Origin of the sequence: Streptomyces sp. NPDC045431 (assembly GCF_040646655.1) — a bacterium.
In the GTDB taxonomy this organism is placed as follows: Bacteria; Actinomycetota; Actinomycetes; order Streptomycetales; family Streptomycetaceae; genus Streptomyces.
Genome location: NZ_JBEZAQ010000004.1, coordinates 47,061 through 65,592, shown reverse-complemented (window position 1 = coordinate 65,592; position 18,532 = coordinate 47,061). Strand labels below are relative to the sequence as shown.

General features: G+C 71.7%; 13 protein-coding genes. 9 read left to right on the top strand and 4 right to left on the bottom strand.

The window, feature by feature from the left end:
• Positions 1–3 precede the first annotated feature (3 nt).
• Positions 4–1,179, bottom strand: coding sequence for a PQQ-dependent sugar dehydrogenase (locus tag AB0A69_RS11440; RefSeq protein ID WP_361418617.1), 1,176 nt, complete (start codon positions 1,177–1,179; stop codon positions 4–6).
• An 88-nt stretch (positions 1,180–1,267) separates the two neighbouring features.
• A complete protein-coding gene (locus AB0A69_RS11435) occupies positions 1,268–2,287 on the bottom strand; it encodes an aldo/keto reductase (RefSeq protein WP_361418614.1) in 1,020 nt (339 codons plus the stop codon).
• A 47-nt stretch (positions 2,288–2,334) separates the two neighbouring features.
• Between AB0A69_RS11435 and AB0A69_RS11430 the strand changes: the two genes are divergently transcribed.
• The 6 genes from AB0A69_RS11430 (at position 2,335) to serA (ending at position 12,157) form a co-directional block, all read left to right on the top strand.
• Positions 2,335–3,285, top strand: a complete 951-nt coding sequence (locus AB0A69_RS11430) for a 2-hydroxyacid dehydrogenase (protein ID WP_361418611.1) — start codon at positions 2,335–2,337, stop codon at positions 3,283–3,285.
• 348 nt (positions 3,286–3,633) lie between these two features.
• Positions 3,634–6,567 (top strand): EAL domain-containing protein, encoded by a 2,934-nt coding sequence (locus AB0A69_RS11425; RefSeq protein WP_361419752.1) that lies wholly within the window; start codon positions 3,634–3,636, stop codon positions 6,565–6,567.
• Positions 6,568–6,781: 214 nt separating this feature from the next.
• Positions 6,782–8,647, top strand: coding sequence for an acetolactate synthase large subunit (locus AB0A69_RS11420; RefSeq protein WP_361418608.1), 1,866 nt, complete (start codon positions 6,782–6,784; stop codon positions 8,645–8,647).
• 21 nt (positions 8,648–8,668) lie between these two features.
• A complete protein-coding gene (gene ilvN / locus AB0A69_RS11415) occupies positions 8,669–9,193 on the top strand; it encodes an acetolactate synthase small subunit (protein WP_019889675.1) in 525 nt (174 codons plus the stop codon).
• Between the two features lie 92 nt (positions 9,194–9,285).
• A complete protein-coding gene (gene ilvC, locus AB0A69_RS11410; RefSeq protein WP_361418605.1) occupies positions 9,286–10,287 on the top strand; it encodes a ketol-acid reductoisomerase in 1,002 nt (333 codons plus the stop codon).
• Positions 10,288–10,555: 268 nt separating this feature from the next.
• Positions 10,556–12,157 (top strand): phosphoglycerate dehydrogenase, encoded by a 1,602-nt coding sequence (serA, locus tag AB0A69_RS11405; protein WP_361418602.1) that lies wholly within the window; start codon positions 10,556–10,558, stop codon positions 12,155–12,157.
• Positions 12,158–12,384: 227 nt separating this feature from the next.
• Here the strand turns inward: serA and AB0A69_RS11400 are convergent, their stop codons facing one another.
• Positions 12,385–13,608, bottom strand: a complete 1,224-nt coding sequence (locus AB0A69_RS11400) for a helix-turn-helix domain-containing protein (protein ID WP_361418599.1) — start codon at positions 13,606–13,608, stop codon at positions 12,385–12,387.
• A 184-nt stretch (positions 13,609–13,792) separates the two neighbouring features.
• Here AB0A69_RS11400 and AB0A69_RS11395 point away from each other — a divergent pair, with 184 nt between their 5' ends.
• The 3 genes from AB0A69_RS11395 to AB0A69_RS11385 all read left to right on the top strand — a co-directional run bounded on the left by AB0A69_RS11395 (position 13,793) and on the right by AB0A69_RS11385 (position 17,593).
• Complete coding sequence (locus AB0A69_RS11395; RefSeq protein ID WP_361418596.1) at positions 13,793–14,719, top strand: proline dehydrogenase family protein; 927 nt, start codon at positions 13,793–13,795, stop codon at positions 14,717–14,719.
• A gap of 25 nt (positions 14,720–14,744) precedes the next feature.
• A complete protein-coding gene (pruA, locus tag AB0A69_RS11390; protein WP_361418593.1) occupies positions 14,745–16,376 on the top strand; it encodes an L-glutamate gamma-semialdehyde dehydrogenase in 1,632 nt (543 codons plus the stop codon).
• A gap of 167 nt (positions 16,377–16,543) precedes the next feature.
• A complete protein-coding gene (locus AB0A69_RS11385) occupies positions 16,544–17,593 on the top strand; it encodes a S1 family peptidase (protein WP_361418590.1) in 1,050 nt (349 codons plus the stop codon).
• 24 nt (positions 17,594–17,617) lie between these two features.
• On the opposite strand, the gene AB0A69_RS11380 is transcribed toward AB0A69_RS11385, so the two are convergent.
• Positions 17,618–18,505 (bottom strand): alpha/beta hydrolase, encoded by an 888-nt coding sequence (locus tag AB0A69_RS11380; protein ID WP_361418587.1) that lies wholly within the window; start codon positions 18,503–18,505, stop codon positions 17,618–17,620.
• Positions 18,506–18,532 lie beyond the last annotated feature (27 nt).

Below are 18,532 nucleotides of genomic sequence, written 5' to 3'. Positions count from 1 at the left end.
CTCTCAGGTCACCTCCAGCAGGAGGATCTTGTCGTCGCCAGGCCCCGGCGTGCCCCTCGTGTCCGTCTCGCTCGTGACCAGCCAGAGCTTGTTCCCGCCCGCCGGCACCACCGTGCGCAGCCGGCCGTACTCCTCTCCCAGGAACGCCTGCGGCTGCGCGGAAGGTTCCGCTCCGGCCAGCGGGACGCGCCACAGCCGCTCACCCCGCAGCCCCGCCAGCCAGACGGAGCCCTGCGCCATGGCGATACCGCTCGGCGAGGCCTCGGCCGGCTTCCACTGGGCGACCGGGTCTAGGTACCCCGACCGCCCGGCCTTGCCCTCGGCCTCGGGCCAGCCGTAGTTCCCGCCCGGCTCGATCACGTTCAGCTCGTCCCAGGTGTTCTGCCCGAACTCGGCCGCCCACAGCCGCTTGTCCGCGTCCCACGCAAGCCCCTGCACATTGCGGTGCCCCCACGAGTAGACGACGGAGTCCGCCGAGGGGTTGCCGTGGACCGGCTGCCCGTCCGGGGTCATGCGCAGGATCTTGCCGCCCAGGGACGCCCTGTCCTGCGCCAGGCCCGTCTCACCCGTCTCGCCCGTGCCCGCGTACAGCATCTTGTCCGGGCCGAAGGCGATCCGCCCGCCGTTGTGGACCGTCCCCTTGGGGATGCCCCGCAGGACCGTGTCCGGCGCGCCGAGCTGCTGTCCGGCCGGCTTCTTCTCGTCGTACAGCATGCGGGCGATGCGGTTGTCCGACTCGGTGGTGAAGTAGGCGTAGACGAGGTGGTCGGCGGCGTACGAGGGCGAGAGGGCGAGGCCCATCAGCCCGCCCTCGCCCGCCGGGGCCACCCCGGGTACGGAGCCGAGCACGGTCTGCTCGCCGCTCTCCCCGTCGACGCGCGTGATCGTCCCCTCGTCCCGGGAGGAGACCAGCAGATCGCCGTCGGGCAGCGCGGCCAGCCCCCACGGCGACTTCAGCCCCTCGGTGAGCGTCCGCACCACCTTCACCGTGCCCTTCGCGGGCGGCGCCGCGGGGGACGGGGAGGCGGGGGAGGCCGGTGCGGACGTGGCGGGCGCCGGGGACGCGGCGCTCCGGCCGTCCGTCGGACCGGCGCCGCCACCCCCCGAACAGCCGGCGGCCAACACGAGCGAGGCTGCGGCCGATACGGCCAACCCGGCCCTCACATCAGGACGTTGCACAGTACGAATCCCTTCGCCGGCGGCGGTGCGAGCTGCACGACACTCTTGATACACCGCGTGCGCCGCTCAGGCCGCCACGCGCGTGCGGTCAGTCCCACGAACCCTGCGCCGGCGGCAGCGCCGCGATCTCCGCGAGGTCCTCCGGTGCCAGCCTCAGCGCCGCCGCGCCCGCGTTCTCCACCGCCCACCGCTCGTGCTTCGTCCCCGGTACGGGCACCACGTGCGGTCCGCGCGACAGCGCCCACGCCAGCGCCACCTGCGCCGGTGTCACCCCGGCCGCCGGCCCGCCGTGCCGCGCGGCGACCCGGCGCAGGCCCGCCACCACCGGCTGGTTCGCCGCCATCATCTCGGCCGTGAACCGCGGGTGCCGGGCCCGCAGGTCCTCCGGCTCGAAACCACTGCCCGGCGTCAGCGTCCCGGTCAGGAAGCCATTGCCCAGCGGCATCGCCGCCAGGAAGCCCACACCCCGCGCCTCGCACCACGGCAGCAGCCGCCGCAGCGCCTCCGGCGACCACACCGACAGCTCCGCCTGTACGGCGCTCACCGGGAAGACCTGCTGCACCCGCTCCAGCTGGCGAATCGTTCCGTCGTAGAGATCCGCACCCACACCCGCGGCCCCCCGCCGCCCCGACCGCACCGCCATCGCGCACAGCCCCAGCGCCCGCACCTTGCCGGCCGTCACCAGCTCCGCCATCGCGCCCCACGTCTCCTCGACGGGCACCTCCGGGTCGGCGCGGTGCAGCTGGTACAGGTCGATGACGTCCGTCTGGAGCCGTCGCAGCGAGGCGTCGCACGCCCGCCGCACGTACCCCGGGCGGCCGTTGGCCACGATGTGCTGGTCTCCGACCAGCAGTCCGCACTTCGTCGACACGAAGGCGTCCGCGCGCCGCTCCTTCAGCACCCGCCCCAGCAGCAGCTCGTTGGTGAACGGCCCGTACATGTCGGCCGTGTCGAGCAGGGTCACACCGGCGTCGAGCGCGGCGTGCACGGTGCGCAGGGAGCGCTCGCCGTGCTGCTGAGAGGCGCTGTAGGCCCAGCTCATCGGCATGCAGCCCAGGCCGACCGCCCCCACCTCGAGCGCTGTCGCCCCGATTGTCCTGCGCTCCAACTCCCCGTACCCCTCCTCGTGCCGTTTCCCAAACTAACCTCCTGACCATGACTGCTGACGTGTGGCTCCCCGTTCCCGCCGACGAGATCGACGGCCTGCCCGCTCCCGCCGAATCCGGCCTGACCTACCGGTTCTGGGACGGCGCCCCCGACTTCCCGGCCGACCCCGCCGACTGCGTCTTCTACGTCGTCCCGTACATGAAGCCCAGCGAGATCGCGGTGCGCCCGCTCGCCGCCATGACCTCCGTACGCGTCGTCCAGACGCTCTCCGCCGGGATAGACCACGTGACCCCGGGCCTCGGCTCGCTGCCGCCCGGCGTGGCACTGTGCAACGCCAAGGGCGTCCACGAGGCCAGCACCGCCGAGCTCACCCTGGCGCTGATCCTCGCCTCGCTGCGCGGCATCCCCGGCTTCGTGCGCGGCCAGGACCGCGAGGAGTGGCGGGCCGGCTTCTACCCGGCGCTCGCGGACAAGTCCGTGCTGATCGTGGGGTACGGGTCCATCGGCGCCGCCATCGACGACCGGCTCGCGCCCTTCGAGTGCGCGCGGGTCATGCGCGTCGCGCGCTCCGCCCGCACCACCGAGCGCGGGCCCGTCCACGCGCTCACCGACCTGCCCGCGCTCCTTCCGCAGGCCGACGTCGTCGTCCTCGCCACGCCCCTCACCCCCGAGACCCGCCACCTCGCCGACGCGGGCTTCCTGGCCCGCATGAAGGACGGGGCCCTCCTCGTGAACGTCTCGCGCGGCCCCGTCCTCGACACCGACGCGCTCCTCGCCGAGGCCGAGCGTGGCCGGATCACGGCCGCCCTGGACGTCACCGATCCCGAGCCGCTGCCCGCCGGACACCCGCTGTGGCACGCGCCCGGCGTCCTGATCAGCCCCCACGTCGGCGGCTCCACCTCCGCCTTCATGCCCCGCGCCAAGCGGCTGCTGGCCGAGCAGCTCACCCTCTTCGCCAAGGGTGAGCCGCTGCGGAACGAGGTGCTCATTACCACGTGAACACGCTGCGCAGCCAAACGCGCGCGGTACGCGCCCGTAACTCAGATGATCGTTACGGAGCGTAGATAGCCCCTGTCCCTGCGTGACGGATCTGGTGTATCGTCCCGATCTGGGGGCACGCGTCGACACGGAAAGACGCAGGGGAGCGACGTGATTGCCGATCAGAATCCGAGGGGGGCGACGGGCGATGCACGGTCGATGGACCAACGAACCGACGCGACGGGGCACTCGGCTGCGATCCCGCCGCACACCGGTCGGCGCACCAGCCGGTGCACCGGCGAGCGCGCCGGCGCCCGCGTCGGCGCCGATCCGGCCGCCCCGGCGGCACACCCGCGCCGGAGCGTTCCGATGAGCGCCCCGGGCATGCTGATCGAGCGCCCGTCCGTCGCCCACGGCGGCGGCCACGGGCCGGGAAGGGGCGGTGAGACGGGCGGCGCGGGCAGTCTGGTCTGCCAGTTCGCCCTCGCCCTCGTCTGCGCGGCCTACGCCACCGGCGCCGCCCTCGGCTGGGGCTCCGACAAGATGGCCCAGGTGATGGGCGACTTCGGCCTCAGCGCCGCCGCGATCACCGCCTCCGTCTCCTGCCTCCTGTACGCCCGCGCGCGGGGGAGCCGCTTCCGCCCGGCCTGGCTCCTGTTCGCGTTCTCGTCGGCCATGGCCGCCGCCGGGAACTGCGTCTGGGGCTGGTACGAAGTCGTCCTGGACCGGCAGGTGCCGAGCCCGTCCCTCGCCGACCTGTTCTTCCTGCTCTTCGCGCCGCCCGCCATCGTCGGGCTGCTCGTCCTCGCCAAGCGCCCGGTCACCCGGGCGGGCTGGGTCTGCCTGGGGCTGGACTCCTGGCTCATCGGCGGCTCCCTGCTCACCCTGTCGTGGAGCCTGGCCCTCACGCACACGGCCCGCTTCGAGGGCGAGAGCGTCGCCCACGCCGCGCTCTCGCTCGCGTACCCGCTGCTCGACATCGTGCTGGTGAGCATGGTCCTGGCGCTGCACTTCCGGCGCTCCCAGGCCAACCGGTCCGCCGTCCACACGGCCATCGCGGCCCTCGCGCTGACCGTCCTGTGCGACGCCCTGTTCACCTCACCGCTGCTGCGCGAGAACTACCGCTCCGGCCAGCTGCTGGACGCCGGCTGGTTCGCCGGGTCGCTGCTGCTCGCGTACGCCCCCTGGGGCGCGCGCCGCACCGTCGAGAGCGCCGCGCCGCCGCGCGGCCCGCGCCACCTGGGGCACCCGCGCCACCCGGGCCGGCCCGTCGCCGGCTCCCTCGCCGCCCTCACGCCGTACCTGGCGGCGGCCGTCTGCACCCTGGGGATCCTCTACAACGTCATCGAGGGCCGCCGCGTGGACCGCGTCGTGGTCTTCACCGGCTGCACCGTCGTCCTCGCCCTCGTCGTACGGCAGGGCATCATGCTCGTCGACAACATCGCCCTCACCCACGAACTGGCCCAGAAGGAGAACCACTTCCGGTCGCTCGTGCAGGGCTCCAGCGACGTCATCATGATCGCCGCGCCCACCGGTGTCCTGCGCTACGTCAGCCCGGCCGCGTCCGGGGTGTACGGGCGAGAGGCCGACGAGCTCATCGGCTCCGAGCTCGCCTCCCTCATCCACCCCGACGACCTCGGAGCCGTGGTCCACGAGGTGCGGCGGTTCCTGGCCGCTTCCCCCGCGGAGGAGCCCACGACCCGCATCGAGTGCCGCTTCAAGTCCGGCACCGGCGAATGGCTCAACGTCGAGTCCACCGTCAACCGCCACCAGGGCGGCCTGATCTTCAACAGCCGGGACGTCACCGAACGGGTCCGCCTCCAGGCCCAGCTCCAGCACAACGCCGAGCACGACCCGCTCACCGACCTGCCCAACCGCGCCCTGTTCACCAAGCGCGTCCGCCAGGCCCTCAGCGGCCGCCGGGCCGGCGACTCCGGCACCGCCGTGCTCTTCATCGACCTCGACGGCTTCAAGGGCGTCAACGACCGGCTCGGCCACCAGGCCGGCGACGAGCTACTCGTCCAGGCCGCCCGCCGCCTCCAGGACTCGGTACGGGCCGGGGACACCGCCGCCCGGCTCGGCGGCGACGAGTTCGCCGCGCTCATCCTGGGCGACGGCGGCCACGAACAGGGTGAGCGCGAGATCCAGGTCCACGAGATCGCCGACCGCCTGCGGCTCACGCTCTCCGAGCCCTACCGGGTCGAGGGCCAAGAGGTGCGCGTCGCCGCCTCCATCGGCGTCGCCTTCGCGGAGCCCGGCATCAACGCCGGGGATCTCCTGCGCAACGCCGACCTCGCCATGTACCGCGCCAAGGCGGGCGGCAAGAACCGCGTCGAGCTGTACGCCCCCCAGATGCAGGCCGAGGTCGTCCGCCGTACGACCCTGGCCACCCGGCTGCGCAGCGCGCTGAAGGACGGCGAGTTCGCGCTGCTCCACCAGCCCGTGGTCGACCTCGCCACCGGCCGGGTCGCCGCCGTCGCCGCCCAGGCCCGCTGGCGCTCCCCCCAGGGCATCCTGTTCACCCCGGCGGAGTACCTCCGGGTCGCCGAGGACGGCGAGCGCACCGGCGAGCTCAGCCGCTGGCTGCTCGAAGCGGCCGTCGACGCGGCCGCCGAGCGCGGCCGCAGCGGCCACCACGTGCCCGTCACCGTCCGCCTGCCGGCCCGCGGGCTGCTCGACCGGTCCCTGCCGCTGCCGACCGTCGAAGCGCTGCTCACCCGGCACGTCCTGCCCTCCGGCGCCCTGATCATCGAGCTCGCCGACAGCGATCCGCGGCTCTCCTTCGACGAGCTGGAGCACCGCCTGGTGGCCCTGCGCCGCCTGGGCGTACGCGTCGCCCTCGACGGTTTCGGCAGCGGATACGCCGCCATCACCGCGCTTCGCCGCCTCCCCGTGGACATACTGAAACTGGACAGAGGTCTGGTCGAAGGTGTGGTCGAGTCCCCTCGGCTGCACAAGATCACCAGCGGGCTGCTCCGCATCGCCTGCGACCTCGGCATGCAGTCGGTCGCCGACGGCGTGGACGTACCGGAGCAGGTGCCGGCGCTGCGCGCGATGGGGTGCACGCATGGACAGGGAATGGCCTTCTCCGGGCCGCTCGACGAGTACCGGCTGCGCCGGGCGCTGGTCCGGGACGAGTTCCCGGTGCCCGGCGGCGTCGCCCTCCCCGTCCTCACCGGCTCCAGCACAGGCTGCTCGACCGGGTCCACCGTCGGCTCCACCGTGCCCGCGACCCTGCCCGTCCTGCCCGCGTCCCTTCCCCCGATGCGCTCACATAATGAGACGCGTGTCCCACCCACTTGACACTCATGGTGCGCCGGGTGGAGGGTCAATGCCATGCGCACCCGAATTCTCGTACTTGGAAAGCGCGTCGGCTGAGCACGGCCCCTCGATGGCCGTGCGGACCCACACCGGCGCGCTCCCCTCGCTTGCCTCACGGCACGAGGGGTTTTTTGTTGCACTGGCACCCCGCCGAACCAGCTAAACCCACGCAAAAACCCTCAGCTTCGAGAAGAGAATGCCGATGACCGAGCAGGCCACCGGGGCCCACCATCCGCAGCCGCGGCCCCGTACCGGCGGACAGGGAACCTCCTCCGCCACCGTTGAGCACGTCACGGGTGCGCAGTCCCTCATCCGCTCTCTCGAGGAAGTGGGCGCCGACACGGTGTTCGGCATCCCCGGCGGCGCCATCCTCCCCGCCTACGACCCGATGATGGACTCCACCAAGGTCCGTCACATCCTGGTCCGCCACGAGCAGGGCGCGGGCCACGCCGCGACCGGCTACGCCCAGGCCACCGGCAAGGTCGGCGTCTGCATGGCGACCTCGGGACCCGGCGCCACCAACCTAGTCACCCCGATCGCCGACGCCCACATGGACTCCGTCCCGCTGGTCGCGATCACCGGCCAGGTCGCCTCCAAGGCGATCGGCACGGACGCCTTCCAGGAGGCGGACATCTGCGGCATCACCATGCCGATCACCAAGCACAACTTCCTGGTCACCAAGGCCGAGGACATCCCGAAGACGATCGCCGAGGCGTTCCACATCGCCTCCACCGGCCGCCCCGGCCCGGTGCTGGTCGACATCGCCAAGGACGCCCTCCAGGCCAAGACGGTCTTCAGCTGGCCGCCGCAGCTCGACCTGCCCGGCTACCGTCCGGTCACCAAGCCGCACGCCAAGCAGATCCGCGAGGCCGCCAAGCTCATCACCCAGGCCAAGCGCCCCGTCCTGTACGTCGGCGGCGGCGTCCTCAAGGCCGGCGCCACCGCGGAGCTGAAGGTCCTGGCCGAGCTGACCCAGGCCCCGGTCACCACCACCCTGATGGCCCTGGGCGCCTTCCCCGACAGCCACCCGCTGCACGTCGGCATGCCCGGCATGCACGGCGCCGTCACGGCCGTCACCGCGCTGCAGAAGGCCGACCTGATCGTCGCCCTCGGCGCCCGGTTCGACGACCGCGTCACCGGCAAGCTGGACAGCTTCGCCCCGTTCGCCAAGATCGTCCACGCGGACATCGACCCGGCCGAGATCGGCAAGAACCGCGCCGCCGACGTCCCGATCGTGGGCGACGCCCGCGAGGTCATCGCCGACCTGGTCCAGGCCGTCCAGGCCGAGCACACCGAGGGCAACACCGGCGACTACAGCGCCTGGTGGAAGGACCTCAACCGCTGGCGCGAGACGTACCCCCTCGGCTACGACCAGCCCGAGGACGGCACCCTCGCCCCGCAGCAGGTCATCCAGCGCATCGGCCAGCTCGCCCCGGAGGGCACCATCTACGCGGCCGGCGTCGGCCAGCACCAGATGTGGGCCGCCCACTTCATCGACTACGAGAAGCCGGCCACCTGGCTGAACTCCGGCGGCGCCGGAACCATGGGCTACGCCGTCCCGGCCGCCATGGGCGCCAAGGCCGGCATGCCGGACCGCACCGTCTGGGCCATCGACGGCGACGGCTGCTTCCAGATGACCAACCAGGAGCTGGTCACCTGCGCGCTGAACAACATCCCGATCAAGGTCGCCATCATCAACAACGGCGCCCTCGGGATGGTCCGCCAGTGGCAGACCCTGTTCTACAACCAGCGCTACTCCAACACCGTGCTGCACTCCGGCCCGGAGGCCACCGGCAAGGAGCCCAGCGCCGGCACCCGCATCCCGGACTTCGTGAAGCTGTCCGAGGCCATGGGCTGCGTGGCACTGCGCTGCGAGCGCCCGGAGGACCTGGACAAGGTCATCGCCGAGGCCAACGCCATCAACGACCGCCCGGTCGTCATCGACTTCATCGTCCACGAGGACGCCCAGGTCTGGCCCATGGTCGCCGCCGGCACCTCCAACGACGAGGTCATGGCCGCCCGTGGTGTCCGCCCCGACTTCGGCGACAGCGAAGACGACTGAGAGAGAGCTGAGTCAAGAAACATGTCCAAGCACACGCTCTCCGTCCTGGTGGAGAACACCCCCGGCATCCTCGCCCGGATCGCCGCCCTGTTCTCACGCCGCGGCTTCAACATCGACTCGCTCGCCGTCGGTGTCACCGAGCACCCCGACATCTCCCGCATCACCATCGTGGTCAATGTCGAGGACCTGCCGCTGGAGCAGGTGACCAAGCAGCTGAACAAGCTGGTCAACGTCCTGAAGATCGTCGAACTCGAGCCCAGCGCCGCGATCCAGCGCGAGCTCGTCCTGGTGAAGGTCCGCGCCGACAACGAGACCCGCTCCCAGATCGTCGAGATCGTCCAGCTGTTCCGCGCCAAGACCGTGGACGTCTCCCCCGAGGCGGTCACCATCGAGGCCACCGGTTCGAGTGACAAGCTCGACGCCATGCTGAAGATGCTGGAGCAGTTCGGCATCAAGGAGCTGGTCCAGTCCGGCACGATCGCCATAGGGCGTGGTGCCCGGTCCATCACGGACCGCAGCCTGCGGGCCCTGGACCGTTCCGCGTAACCCTGGTTTCTCGCGTAGCGAGACCCCTCAACTTTCACATCCCTCCCCGCCGTACGGTGGGACGCACCATCAGCACACCAAGGAGAAACCCAGTGGCCGAGCTGTTCTACGACGACGACGCCGACCTGTCCATCATCCAGGGCCGCAAGGTCGCGGTGATCGGATACGGCAGCCAGGGCCACGCCCACGCGCTGTCGCTCCGTGACTCGGGTGTCGACGTCCGCGTCGGTCTGCACGAGGGCTCGAAGTCCAAGGCCAAGGCCGAGGAGCAGGGCCTGCGCGTGGTCACGCCGGCCGAGGCCGCCGCCGAGGCCGACGTCATCATGATCCTGATCCCGGACCCGATCCAGGCCCAGGTCTACGAGGAGTCCGTCAAGGACAACCTCAAGGACGGCGACGCCCTGTTCTTCGCCCACGGCTTCAACGTCCGCTTCGGCTTCATCAAGCCCCCGGCCGGCGTCGACGTCGCGCTCGTCGCCCCGAAGGGCCCGGGCCACCTGGTCCGCCGCCAGTACGAGGAGGGCCGCGGCGTCCCGGCGATCGCCGCCGTCGAGCAGGACGCCACCGGCAACGCCTTCGCGCTCGCCCTGTCGTACGCCAAGGCCATCGGCGGCACCCGCGCGGGCGTCATCAAGACGACGTTCACCGAGGAGACCGAGACCGACCTCTTCGGCGAGCAGGCCGTGCTGTGCGGCGGCGCCAGCGCCCTGGTGAAGGCGGGCTTCGAGACCCTGGTCGAGGCCGGCTACCAGCCGGAGATCGCCTACTTCGAGTGCCTCCACGAGCTGAAGCTGATCGTGGACCTGATGTACGAGGGCGGCCTGGAGAAGATGCGCTGGTCGGTCTCCGAGACCGCCGAGTGGGGCGACTACGTCACCGGCCCCCGCATCGTCACCGACGCCACCAAGGCCGAGATGAAGAAGGTCCTCGCCGAGATCCAGGACGGCACGTTCGCCAAGAACTGGATGGACGAGTACCACGGCGGTCTGAAGAAGTACAACGAGTACAAGACCCAGGACTCGCAGCACCTGCTGGAGACCACCGGCAAGGAGCTGCGCAAGCTCATGAGCTGGGTCGACAACGAGGAGGCGTAAGCCTCTTGGCGGCGGGTCCGGAGGGGAGCTCCGGACCCGCCGCCTTCGTGTCGGCCGGTGTCAGCCGGCGTCCGTCAGGGTTGGACGCCGAGGCCAACCACGGATGGGTGATCCTTCCGCAGTGGCGGAAAAGAAACCCCTCATCCGCACTACACTTCTGAACAACAACGCGTCAGGCCCACAGCGTCGTGCGTCTTCCACGCGGCATGCCCCCTCCACCGCCTGCGGCCGTCGGGACGGCCTCCGCACTGGACTTGTGAGGACTCACGTGAGCTCGCACCCCACGAAAAAGCCGGTTGTACTCATCGCTGAAGAGCTGTCGCCCGCCACTGTCGACGCGCTGGGACCGGACTTCGACATCCGGCACTGCAACGGCGCCGACCGGGCCGAACTGCTCCCCGCCATCGCGGACGTGGACGCGATCCTGGTGCGCTCCGCGACCAAGGTCGACTCCGAGGCCATCGCCGCCGCCAAGCGGCTGAAGGTCATCGCCCGCGCCGGCGTCGGCCTCGACAACGTCGACGTCTCCGCCGCCACCAAGGCCGGCGTCATGGTCGTCAACGCGCCGACCTCCAACATCGTCACCGCCGCCGAGCTCGCGTGCGGCCTGCTCATCGCCACCGCGCGGAACATCCCGCAGGCCAACACCGCCCTCAAGAACGGCGAGTGGAAGCGCAGCAAGTACACCGGCGTCGAGCTCAGCGAGAAGACCCTCGGCGTCGTCGGCCTCGGCCGCATCGGCGTCCTGGTCGCCCAGCGCATGTCGGCCTTCGGCATGAAGATCGTCGCGTACGACCCCTACGTCCAGCCCGCGCGCGCCGCGCAGATGGGCGTCAAGCTGCTCTCCCTGGACGAGCTGCTGGAGGTCTCCGACTTCATCACCGTCCACCTGCCGAAGACCCCCGAGACGCTCGGCCTCATCGGCGACGAGGCGCTGCACAAGGTCAAGCCGGCCGTCCGCATCGTCAACGCCGCGCGCGGCGGGATCGTCGACGAGGCGGCGCTGTACGCGGCGCTCAAGGAGGGCCGCGTCGCGGGCGCGGGCCTCGACGTGTACGCGAAGGAGCCGTGCACCGACTCCCCGCTGTTCGAGCTCGACCAGGTCGTGTGCACCCCGCACCTCGGCGCGTCGACGGACGAGGCGCAGGAGAAGGCCGGTATCGCGGTCGCCCGCTCGGTGCGGCTCGCGCTCGCCGGTGAGCTGGTGCCGGACGCGGTCAACGTTCAGGGCGGTGTCATCGCCGAGGACGTCAAGCCGGGCCTGCCGCTCGCCGAGCACCTCGGCCGGATCTTCACCGCGCTGGCGGGCGAGGTCGCCGTACGGCTGGACGTCGAGGTCTACGGCGAGATCACCCAGCACGACGTCAAGGTGCTGGAGCTCTCCGCGCTCAAGGGCGTCTTCGAGGACGTCGTCGACGAGACCGTCTCGTACGTCAACGCCCCGCTGTTCGCGCAGGAGCGCGGCGTCGAGGTCCGCCTCACCACCAGCTCCGAGTCGCCCGACCACCGCAACGTGGTCACCGTGCGCGGCACGCTGTCGGACGGCGAGGAGGTCGCGGTCTCCGGCACCCTGGCCGGCCCGAAGCACCTGCAGAAGATCGTCGCCGTCGGGGACTACGACGTGGACCTCGCGCTCGCCGACCACATGGTCGTCCTGCGCTACGAGGACCGTCCCGGTGTCGTCGGCACCGTGGGCCGCATCCTCGGCGAGGCCGGGCTCAACATCGCCGGCATGCAGGTCGCCCGCGCGGCCGAGGGCGGCGAGGCCCTCGCGGTCCTCACCGTCGACGACACGGTGCCGCAGCAGGTCCTGACCGAGGTCGCGGAGGAGATCGGCGCCACGTCGGCCCGCTCGGTGAACCTGGCCTGACCGTCCCACGCTCGTCCTGAGACCGGCCCGGTGCGTTCAGCGCACCGGGCCGGACTCGTCGATGAGCCGCGCCACTCGTCCATGCGCACGCGATGGGCGAACGGGCCATCGGTGTCACCCGGGAGGGGGGAAACCCGTGGGCAGGGCATTGCGCCGGGCGGCGGCCTCGCCGCCGCGTGAGGTCGTGGTCCACGTGGTGCGGACCCACTGCACGGTGATCGGCCCGGTCACAGCCGGGCCTCCTTGAGCGCCATGTGGAGCAGCAGCCGGTCCTCGCCGTCGTCGAGGTCGAGGCCGGTCAGCTGCTCCACGCGGGAGAGGCGGTAGTAGAGCGTCTGCCGGTGGATGCCCAGGGCCGCCGCCGTACGGCCCGCCTGGCCCGCGCAGTCGAGGAACACCTCGGCGGTGCGGGCCAGTTCCGTGTGCGCGGGGGTGAGCAGGGCACGGACCGCCGGGTCGTGGGGCGCGTCCGCCGGGAGGGCCGTGAGGAGCCGGTACGGCCCGATCGACGCCCATGGGGCCAGCGGCCCGAGCCGGGGCTGGGCCATGGCCGCGCGGGCGGCGGACGCCGCCTCCCGCCACGCCTCCGCGAGGTCGCCCAGCCCGCGCCGCGGGTCGGCCACCCCCGCGACGGCGGCGGTCGCGCCGCGGGTCGCCCACGCGGCCGTGGGCGTGGCGGCCGCCGGGGCCGGCGTGCCGCCGGCCGCGTCCCGGAGGCGGTCGGCCGCGGTGAGCGCGGGGGCCGGGGAGTCGGCGGAGCGGAGCCGGATCAGGGCGGCGAGGCAGCGGGGGCCGGTGGCCGGCGGCTGCGGGGCCTCCCGGCCCGGCCACGGCAGCGTGCACAGGGCCGCCGCGCCCGGTGCGACGCGTACCGACGGGGTGTCCGCGTCCGGCCACGGGGCCACGCACACCAGGGCGTGCAGGCCCTCCGCGTCCGGGCCCAGGGCCGTGCGCAGCGCCGCCAGCGCCATGTCGTACTGCCAGCCCCGCTCGGCCGTGAGCACCGCGCGCAGCTCGCGCGAGAGGTCGGCGCCCGCGCGCTCCTCGTCCGCGAGCAGCGCGCCGATCCGGGAGGCCACCTCCATGGCCGCCGTCAGCCGTTCGGGCGAAGGCCCCGGGGCGGCGTCGAGGAGCCAGACGTACCCGAGGACGACACCCCGATGGCGTACCGGCAGGCAGATCCGGCCCCGGTAGACGCCCGCGTCGGGGGCGGCGGGGATACGGACGGGGCCGGTCGCCCGGGTGATGCCGAAGCCCTCGAACCAGGCGCGCACCGCGGGCGTCGACTTCCGGGTCAGGATCGACCGCGTCCGCACCGGGTCCATCGCGGCGTCGTCGTCGCTGTCGTGCGCGCCGAAGGCGATGAGCCCGAAATCCCGGTTCTCCAGCGTCGCGGGGGCGCCCAGCAGCGCCGAGATCTCGTCGACCAGGTCCTGGTAATCCGCCTTCACTCGGGCATTCTGTCACTCTCCTCTCCCGGCTTCAGACAGATGTATGAGAGGTGGGGCACGGATGCGTGACAGCTGTCGATGGCAGCGAGTGCGCGCGATCCTTAGGTTTCACGGTGGTTCTCCGTGCTGTTCCGGATCTGTACCGGAATGGCCTCCTTCTCTCCGTGTTCCGTGGAGGTGCCCCGTGCTGGGTCCCGTGATCCTTGCCGCGTCGCGCAGTGACAAGATGCGCCGCTTCGTCTCTGCCGCCCCGGGCACCAAGCAGGTCGTCGCCCGCTTCATCGCGGGGGAGAGGGTCGACCAGATCGTCCCGATCGTCCGTGAGATGGCGGACAAGGGCCTGGAGGTCACCCTGGACGTGGTCGGCGAGGACATCACCACGCGCGACCAGGCGCACGCCGCCCGCGACGCCTACATGGAGCTGATCGAGCACCTGGAGGAGCTCGGGCTGGGCGAGAAGGCCGAGATGTCGGTGAAGCTGTCGATGTTCGGCCAGTCCCTGGAGGGCGGCCACGAACTGGCGCTCGCCAACGTCCGCCGCGTCGTCGAGGCCGCCGCCTCCATCGGCACCACGGTCACCCTCGACGCGGAGGACCACACCACCCTCGACTCGATGTTCGCCATCCACGAGGAGCTGCGGAAGGACTTCCCGCAGACGGGCTGCGTCATCCAGGCGTACCTCTTCCGTACCGAGGAGGACGCCCGCCGCCTCGCCGCGAACGGCAGCCGCGTACGGATCGTGAAGGGTGCCTACAAGGAGCCCGCCTCGGTCGCGTACCAGGACAAGCACGAGATCGACAAGGCGTACGTCCGAATCCTGAAGATCCTGATGGAGGGCGACGGCTACCCGATGATCGGGTCCCACGACCCGCGGCTCATCGCCGTCGGCCAGGAGCTCGCGCGCCGCGCCGGGCGCAAACTGGACGAGTACGAGTTCCAGATGCTGTACGGGATCCGCAGCGACGAGCACGTGCGGCTCGCCGCCGAGGGGCACCGGATGCGCGTCTACACCGCGTACGGAACCGACTGGTACGGGTACTTCATGCGCCGCCTCGCGGAGAAGCCGGCCAACCTGCTGTTCTTCGTCCGCTCGATGATCACCAAGAACTGAAGAATCAGAAGGAGATTCGGAACTCATGGACGCTGTGACCCAGGTCCCCGCTCCGGTCAACGAGCCGGTCCACACCTACGCCCCCGGCTCGGCCGAGCGCACCCGCCTCGAGGCCAAGCTCAAGGAGCTCGCCGAGAACCCGATCGACCTGCCGATGACCATCGGCGGCGTCAAGCGGATGGGCGGCGGTGAGCGCGTGAACGTCGTGCAGCCGCACGCCCACGCCAAGGTCCTCGGCACCTTCGCGGGCGCCACGCAGGCGGACGCCCAGGACGCGATCGACGCGGCCCTCGCCGCCGCCCCGGCGTGGCGCGCGATGTCCTTCGACGACCGCGCGGCGATCATCCTGCGCGCCGCCGAGCTGCTGGCCGGCCCGTGGCGCGAGACCATGGCCGCCTCGACCATGCTCGGTCAGTCGAAGACCGCCCAGCAGGCCGAGATCGACACGCCGTGCGAGCTCGTCGACTTCTGGCGCTTCAACGTCAAGTACGCCCGCGACCTGCTCGCCGAGCAGCCGCCGGCCAACTCCCCGGGTGTGTGGAACCGCCTCGACCACCGCCCGCTGGAGGGCTTCGTCTACGCGATCACGCCGTTCAACTTCACGGCCATCGCGGGCAACCTCCCCACCGCCCCGGCGCTCATGGGCAACGTGGTCGTCTGGAAGCCGTCCCCGACGCAGACCCACGCCGCCGTGCTGCTCATGGAGCTGCTGGAGGAGGCCGGACTCCCCAAGGGCGTCATCAACCTGGTGACGGGCGACGGCATCGCCGTCTCCGAGGTGGCCCTGAACCACCCGATGCTCGCCGGCATCCACTTCACCGGTTCGACCAAGACCTTCCAGCACCTGTGGAAGACGGTCGGCAACAACATCGAGAAGTACCGCTCCTACCCGCGCATCGTCGGCGAGACGGGCGGCAAGGACTTCGTCGTCGCGCACCCGAGCGCCGACCGCGCCGTGCTGAAGACCGCGCTGACCCGCGGCGCCTTCGAGTTCCAGGGCCAGAAGTGCTCGGCGACCTCCCGCGCGTACATCCCGGCCTCGATCTGGAACTCCGGCTTCAAGGAGGAGTTCGCCACCGAGGTCGACGGCATCAAGATGGGTGACGTCACCGACCTGACGAACTTCATCGGCGCCGTCATCGACGAGCGGGCCTTCGCCAAGAACAAGGCGGCCATCGACCGCGCCAAGGCCGACCCGTCCTGCACGATCGTCGCGGGCGGCACGTACGACGACTCGGTGGGCTACTTCGTCCGCCCGACCGTCATCGCGTGCACCGACCCCGAGAACGAGGTCTTCACGACCGAGTACTTCGGCCCGATCCTCGCGGTGTACGTGTACGAGGACGACCAGTACGACGCGATGCTGGAGCAGATGGAGTCGGTGTCGGCGTACGCCCTGACGGGCTCCGTGATCGCCAACGACCGCGCCGCCGCCGCGTACACGATGGAGAAGCTGCGGTACGCCGCGGGCAACTTCTACATCAACGACAAGTCGACCGGCGCCGTCGTCGGCCAGCAGCCCTTCGGCGGCGGCCGCGCCTCCGGCACGAACGACAAGGCGGGCGCCCCGCAGAACCTGATGCGCTGGACGCTGACCCGCGCCATCAAGGAGACGCTGGTCCCGCCGACGGACTACACGTACCCGCACATGGGCTGAGGTCCGCCCCGCCCCTCGCAGGGGCCCCGAACGCCGCCCCCGTCCCGGCCCCCACGCCGGACGGGGGCGGCTCGCTGCGCGGCCGCGCGCGCACTCTTGTGCTCATGTGATGCACATGTCAAATTCCCGAGTACCCCACCCGTCATTCACGACGAAGGAGACCCGGGATGAGACGACGCACCATCCGTGCGCGCATCGCCCTGTCCGCCGCACTCGTCTTAGGCTCGCTCGGCTTCGGCGCCACCCCCGCCGGAGCCGCGACCCCCGTCGACGTCCACACCGTCGACGTCCACGCCGTCGACTCCGCCGTCGAGCGCCGGCTCGGCGCCGACAGCGCGGGTACGTACGTCGAGGGCGGCCGGCTGATCGCCACCGTCACCTCCGAAGCCGCCGCCGAGCGGGCCCGCGCCGCCGGGGCCGTGCCGCGGCTGGTGGAGCGCGGCGCCGCCGAACTCGACGCCGCCATGGCCGCCCTGGAGGCCCGGGCGAAGATCCCCGGCACCTCATGGGGCCTGGACCCGCGCACCAACCAGATCGCCGTCGAGGCCGACTCCTCCGTCTCGCCCCGTGCCATGGCCCGGCTGCGGGCGGTCGCCGCCTCGCTCGACGGCGCGGTACGGATCAGCCGCGTCCCGGGTGTCTTCACGCGCGAGGTCGCGGGCGGCGACGCCGTCCACGGCGGCGGCTACCGCTGCTCGGCCGCCTTCAACGTCCAGAAGGGGACCACCAGGTACTTCCTGACGGCCGGGCACTGCACCAACGCCGCCTCCAGCTGGTCGGCGACCTCCGGCGGCGGGCAGATCGGCGTCCGGGAAGGCACCAGCTTCCCCACCAACGACTACGGCCTCGTGCGCTACACCAACACGGCCAACACGCCCGGCAGCGTCAACCTCTACAACGGTTCCTTCCAGGACATCGCCTCCGCGGCGGACGCGGTCGTGGGCCAGGCCATCAAGAAGAGCGGCTCCACGACCAAGGTGACGAGCGGGACGGTCACCGCCGTGAACGTCACCGTCAACTACAGCGACGGCCCGGTCTACGGCATGGTCCGCACCACCGCCTGCTCGGCCGGCGGCGACAGCGGCGGCGCCCACTTCGCCGGCTCGGTCGCGCTCGGCATCCACTCCGGCAGCTCGGGCTGCACGGGCACGAACGGCTCGGCCATCCACCAGCCGGTGCGCGAGGCGCTGAGCGCGTACGGCGTCACCGTCTACTGATGCCCCCCGCGTGACGCAGGCGCGTCAGGCGGCCGCGCCTCGGGCGACCACGCGGCGGGCGAGGAAGTCGTCCATCAGGGCGGCGATGTCCGCCGCGTGGGTCTCCAGCGCGAAGTGGCCGGTCGGCAGGAGGTGCACCTCCGCGTCCGGCGAGTCCCGCCGGAACGCCTCCGCCCCGGCCGGCACGAAGATCTCGTCGTACGCCCCCCAGACCGCGAGCAGCGGCACCCCGCTGTCGCGGAAGTACGCCTGGAAGGCGGGGTAGAGGGCGAAGTTGGAGCCGTAGTCGGCGATCAGGTCGAGCTGGATGCGGTCCTGGCCCTCCCGGGCCATCAGGGCCGCGTCGTGGTGCCAGGCGTCCGGGTTGAGCAGCGTCCGCAGGTCGTCGGGTACGCCGTGGGTGTACTGCCATGCGATGCCGTCGAGCGAGCGGATCGCGCGTACCGGCGCCTCGGTCTCCGGAGTGCGGTCGGCGATCAGCGCCAGGACCGGTGCCCACGCCTCCGCACCGAGCCCCTCCTCGTACGCGTTGCCGTTCTGGGTCACGATGGCGGTGATCCGCTCGGGGTGGGCGAGGGCGAGGCGCAGGCCGATGGGGGCGCCGTAGTCCTGGACGTAGAGCGCGAACCGGGTGAGGCCCAGCCGCTCGGTGAATTCGCCGGTCAGTGCGGCCAGTTCGGCGAACCCGTACGGGAAGGCGTCGGCGGAGGGCGCGGCGGAGTGGCCGAAGCCGAGGTGGTCGGGGGCGATGACGCGGTAGCGGTCGGCGAGCCGGGGGATCAGGTCGCGGAACATGTGCGAGCTGGTGGGGAAGCCGTGCAGCAGGAGCAGGGCGGGGGCGTCCTCGGGTCCGGCCTCCCGGTAGAAGATCTCGTGGCCGCGGACGGTGAGGGTGCGGTGGTGCACAGGCATGCCTACCTCCCTCTGAGTGTGTGAGTG

Excerpts from the sequence above, each read along its gene's own strand:
- AB0A69_RS11430 (WP_361418611.1), top strand. The coding sequence starts at position 2,335 with ATGACTGCTGACGTGTGGCTCCCCGTTCCCGCCGACGAGATCGACGGC.
- AB0A69_RS11425 (WP_361419752.1), top strand. The coding sequence starts at position 3,634 with ATGAGCGCCCCGGGCATGCTGATCGAGCGCCCGTCCGTCGCCCACGGC.
- AB0A69_RS11420 (WP_361418608.1), top strand. The coding sequence starts at position 6,782 with ATGCCGATGACCGAGCAGGCCACCGGGGCCCACCATCCGCAGCCGCGG.
- ilvN (WP_019889675.1), top strand. The coding sequence starts at position 8,669 with ATGTCCAAGCACACGCTCTCCGTCCTGGTGGAGAACACCCCCGGCATC.
- pruA (WP_361418593.1), top strand. The coding sequence starts at position 14,745 with ATGGACGCTGTGACCCAGGTCCCCGCTCCGGTCAACGAGCCGGTCCAC.
- AB0A69_RS11385 (WP_361418590.1), top strand. The coding sequence starts at position 16,544 with ATGAGACGACGCACCATCCGTGCGCGCATCGCCCTGTCCGCCGCACTC.
- AB0A69_RS11380 (WP_361418587.1), bottom strand. The coding sequence starts at position 18,505 with ATGCCTGTGCACCACCGCACCCTCACCGTCCGCGGCCACGAGATCTTC.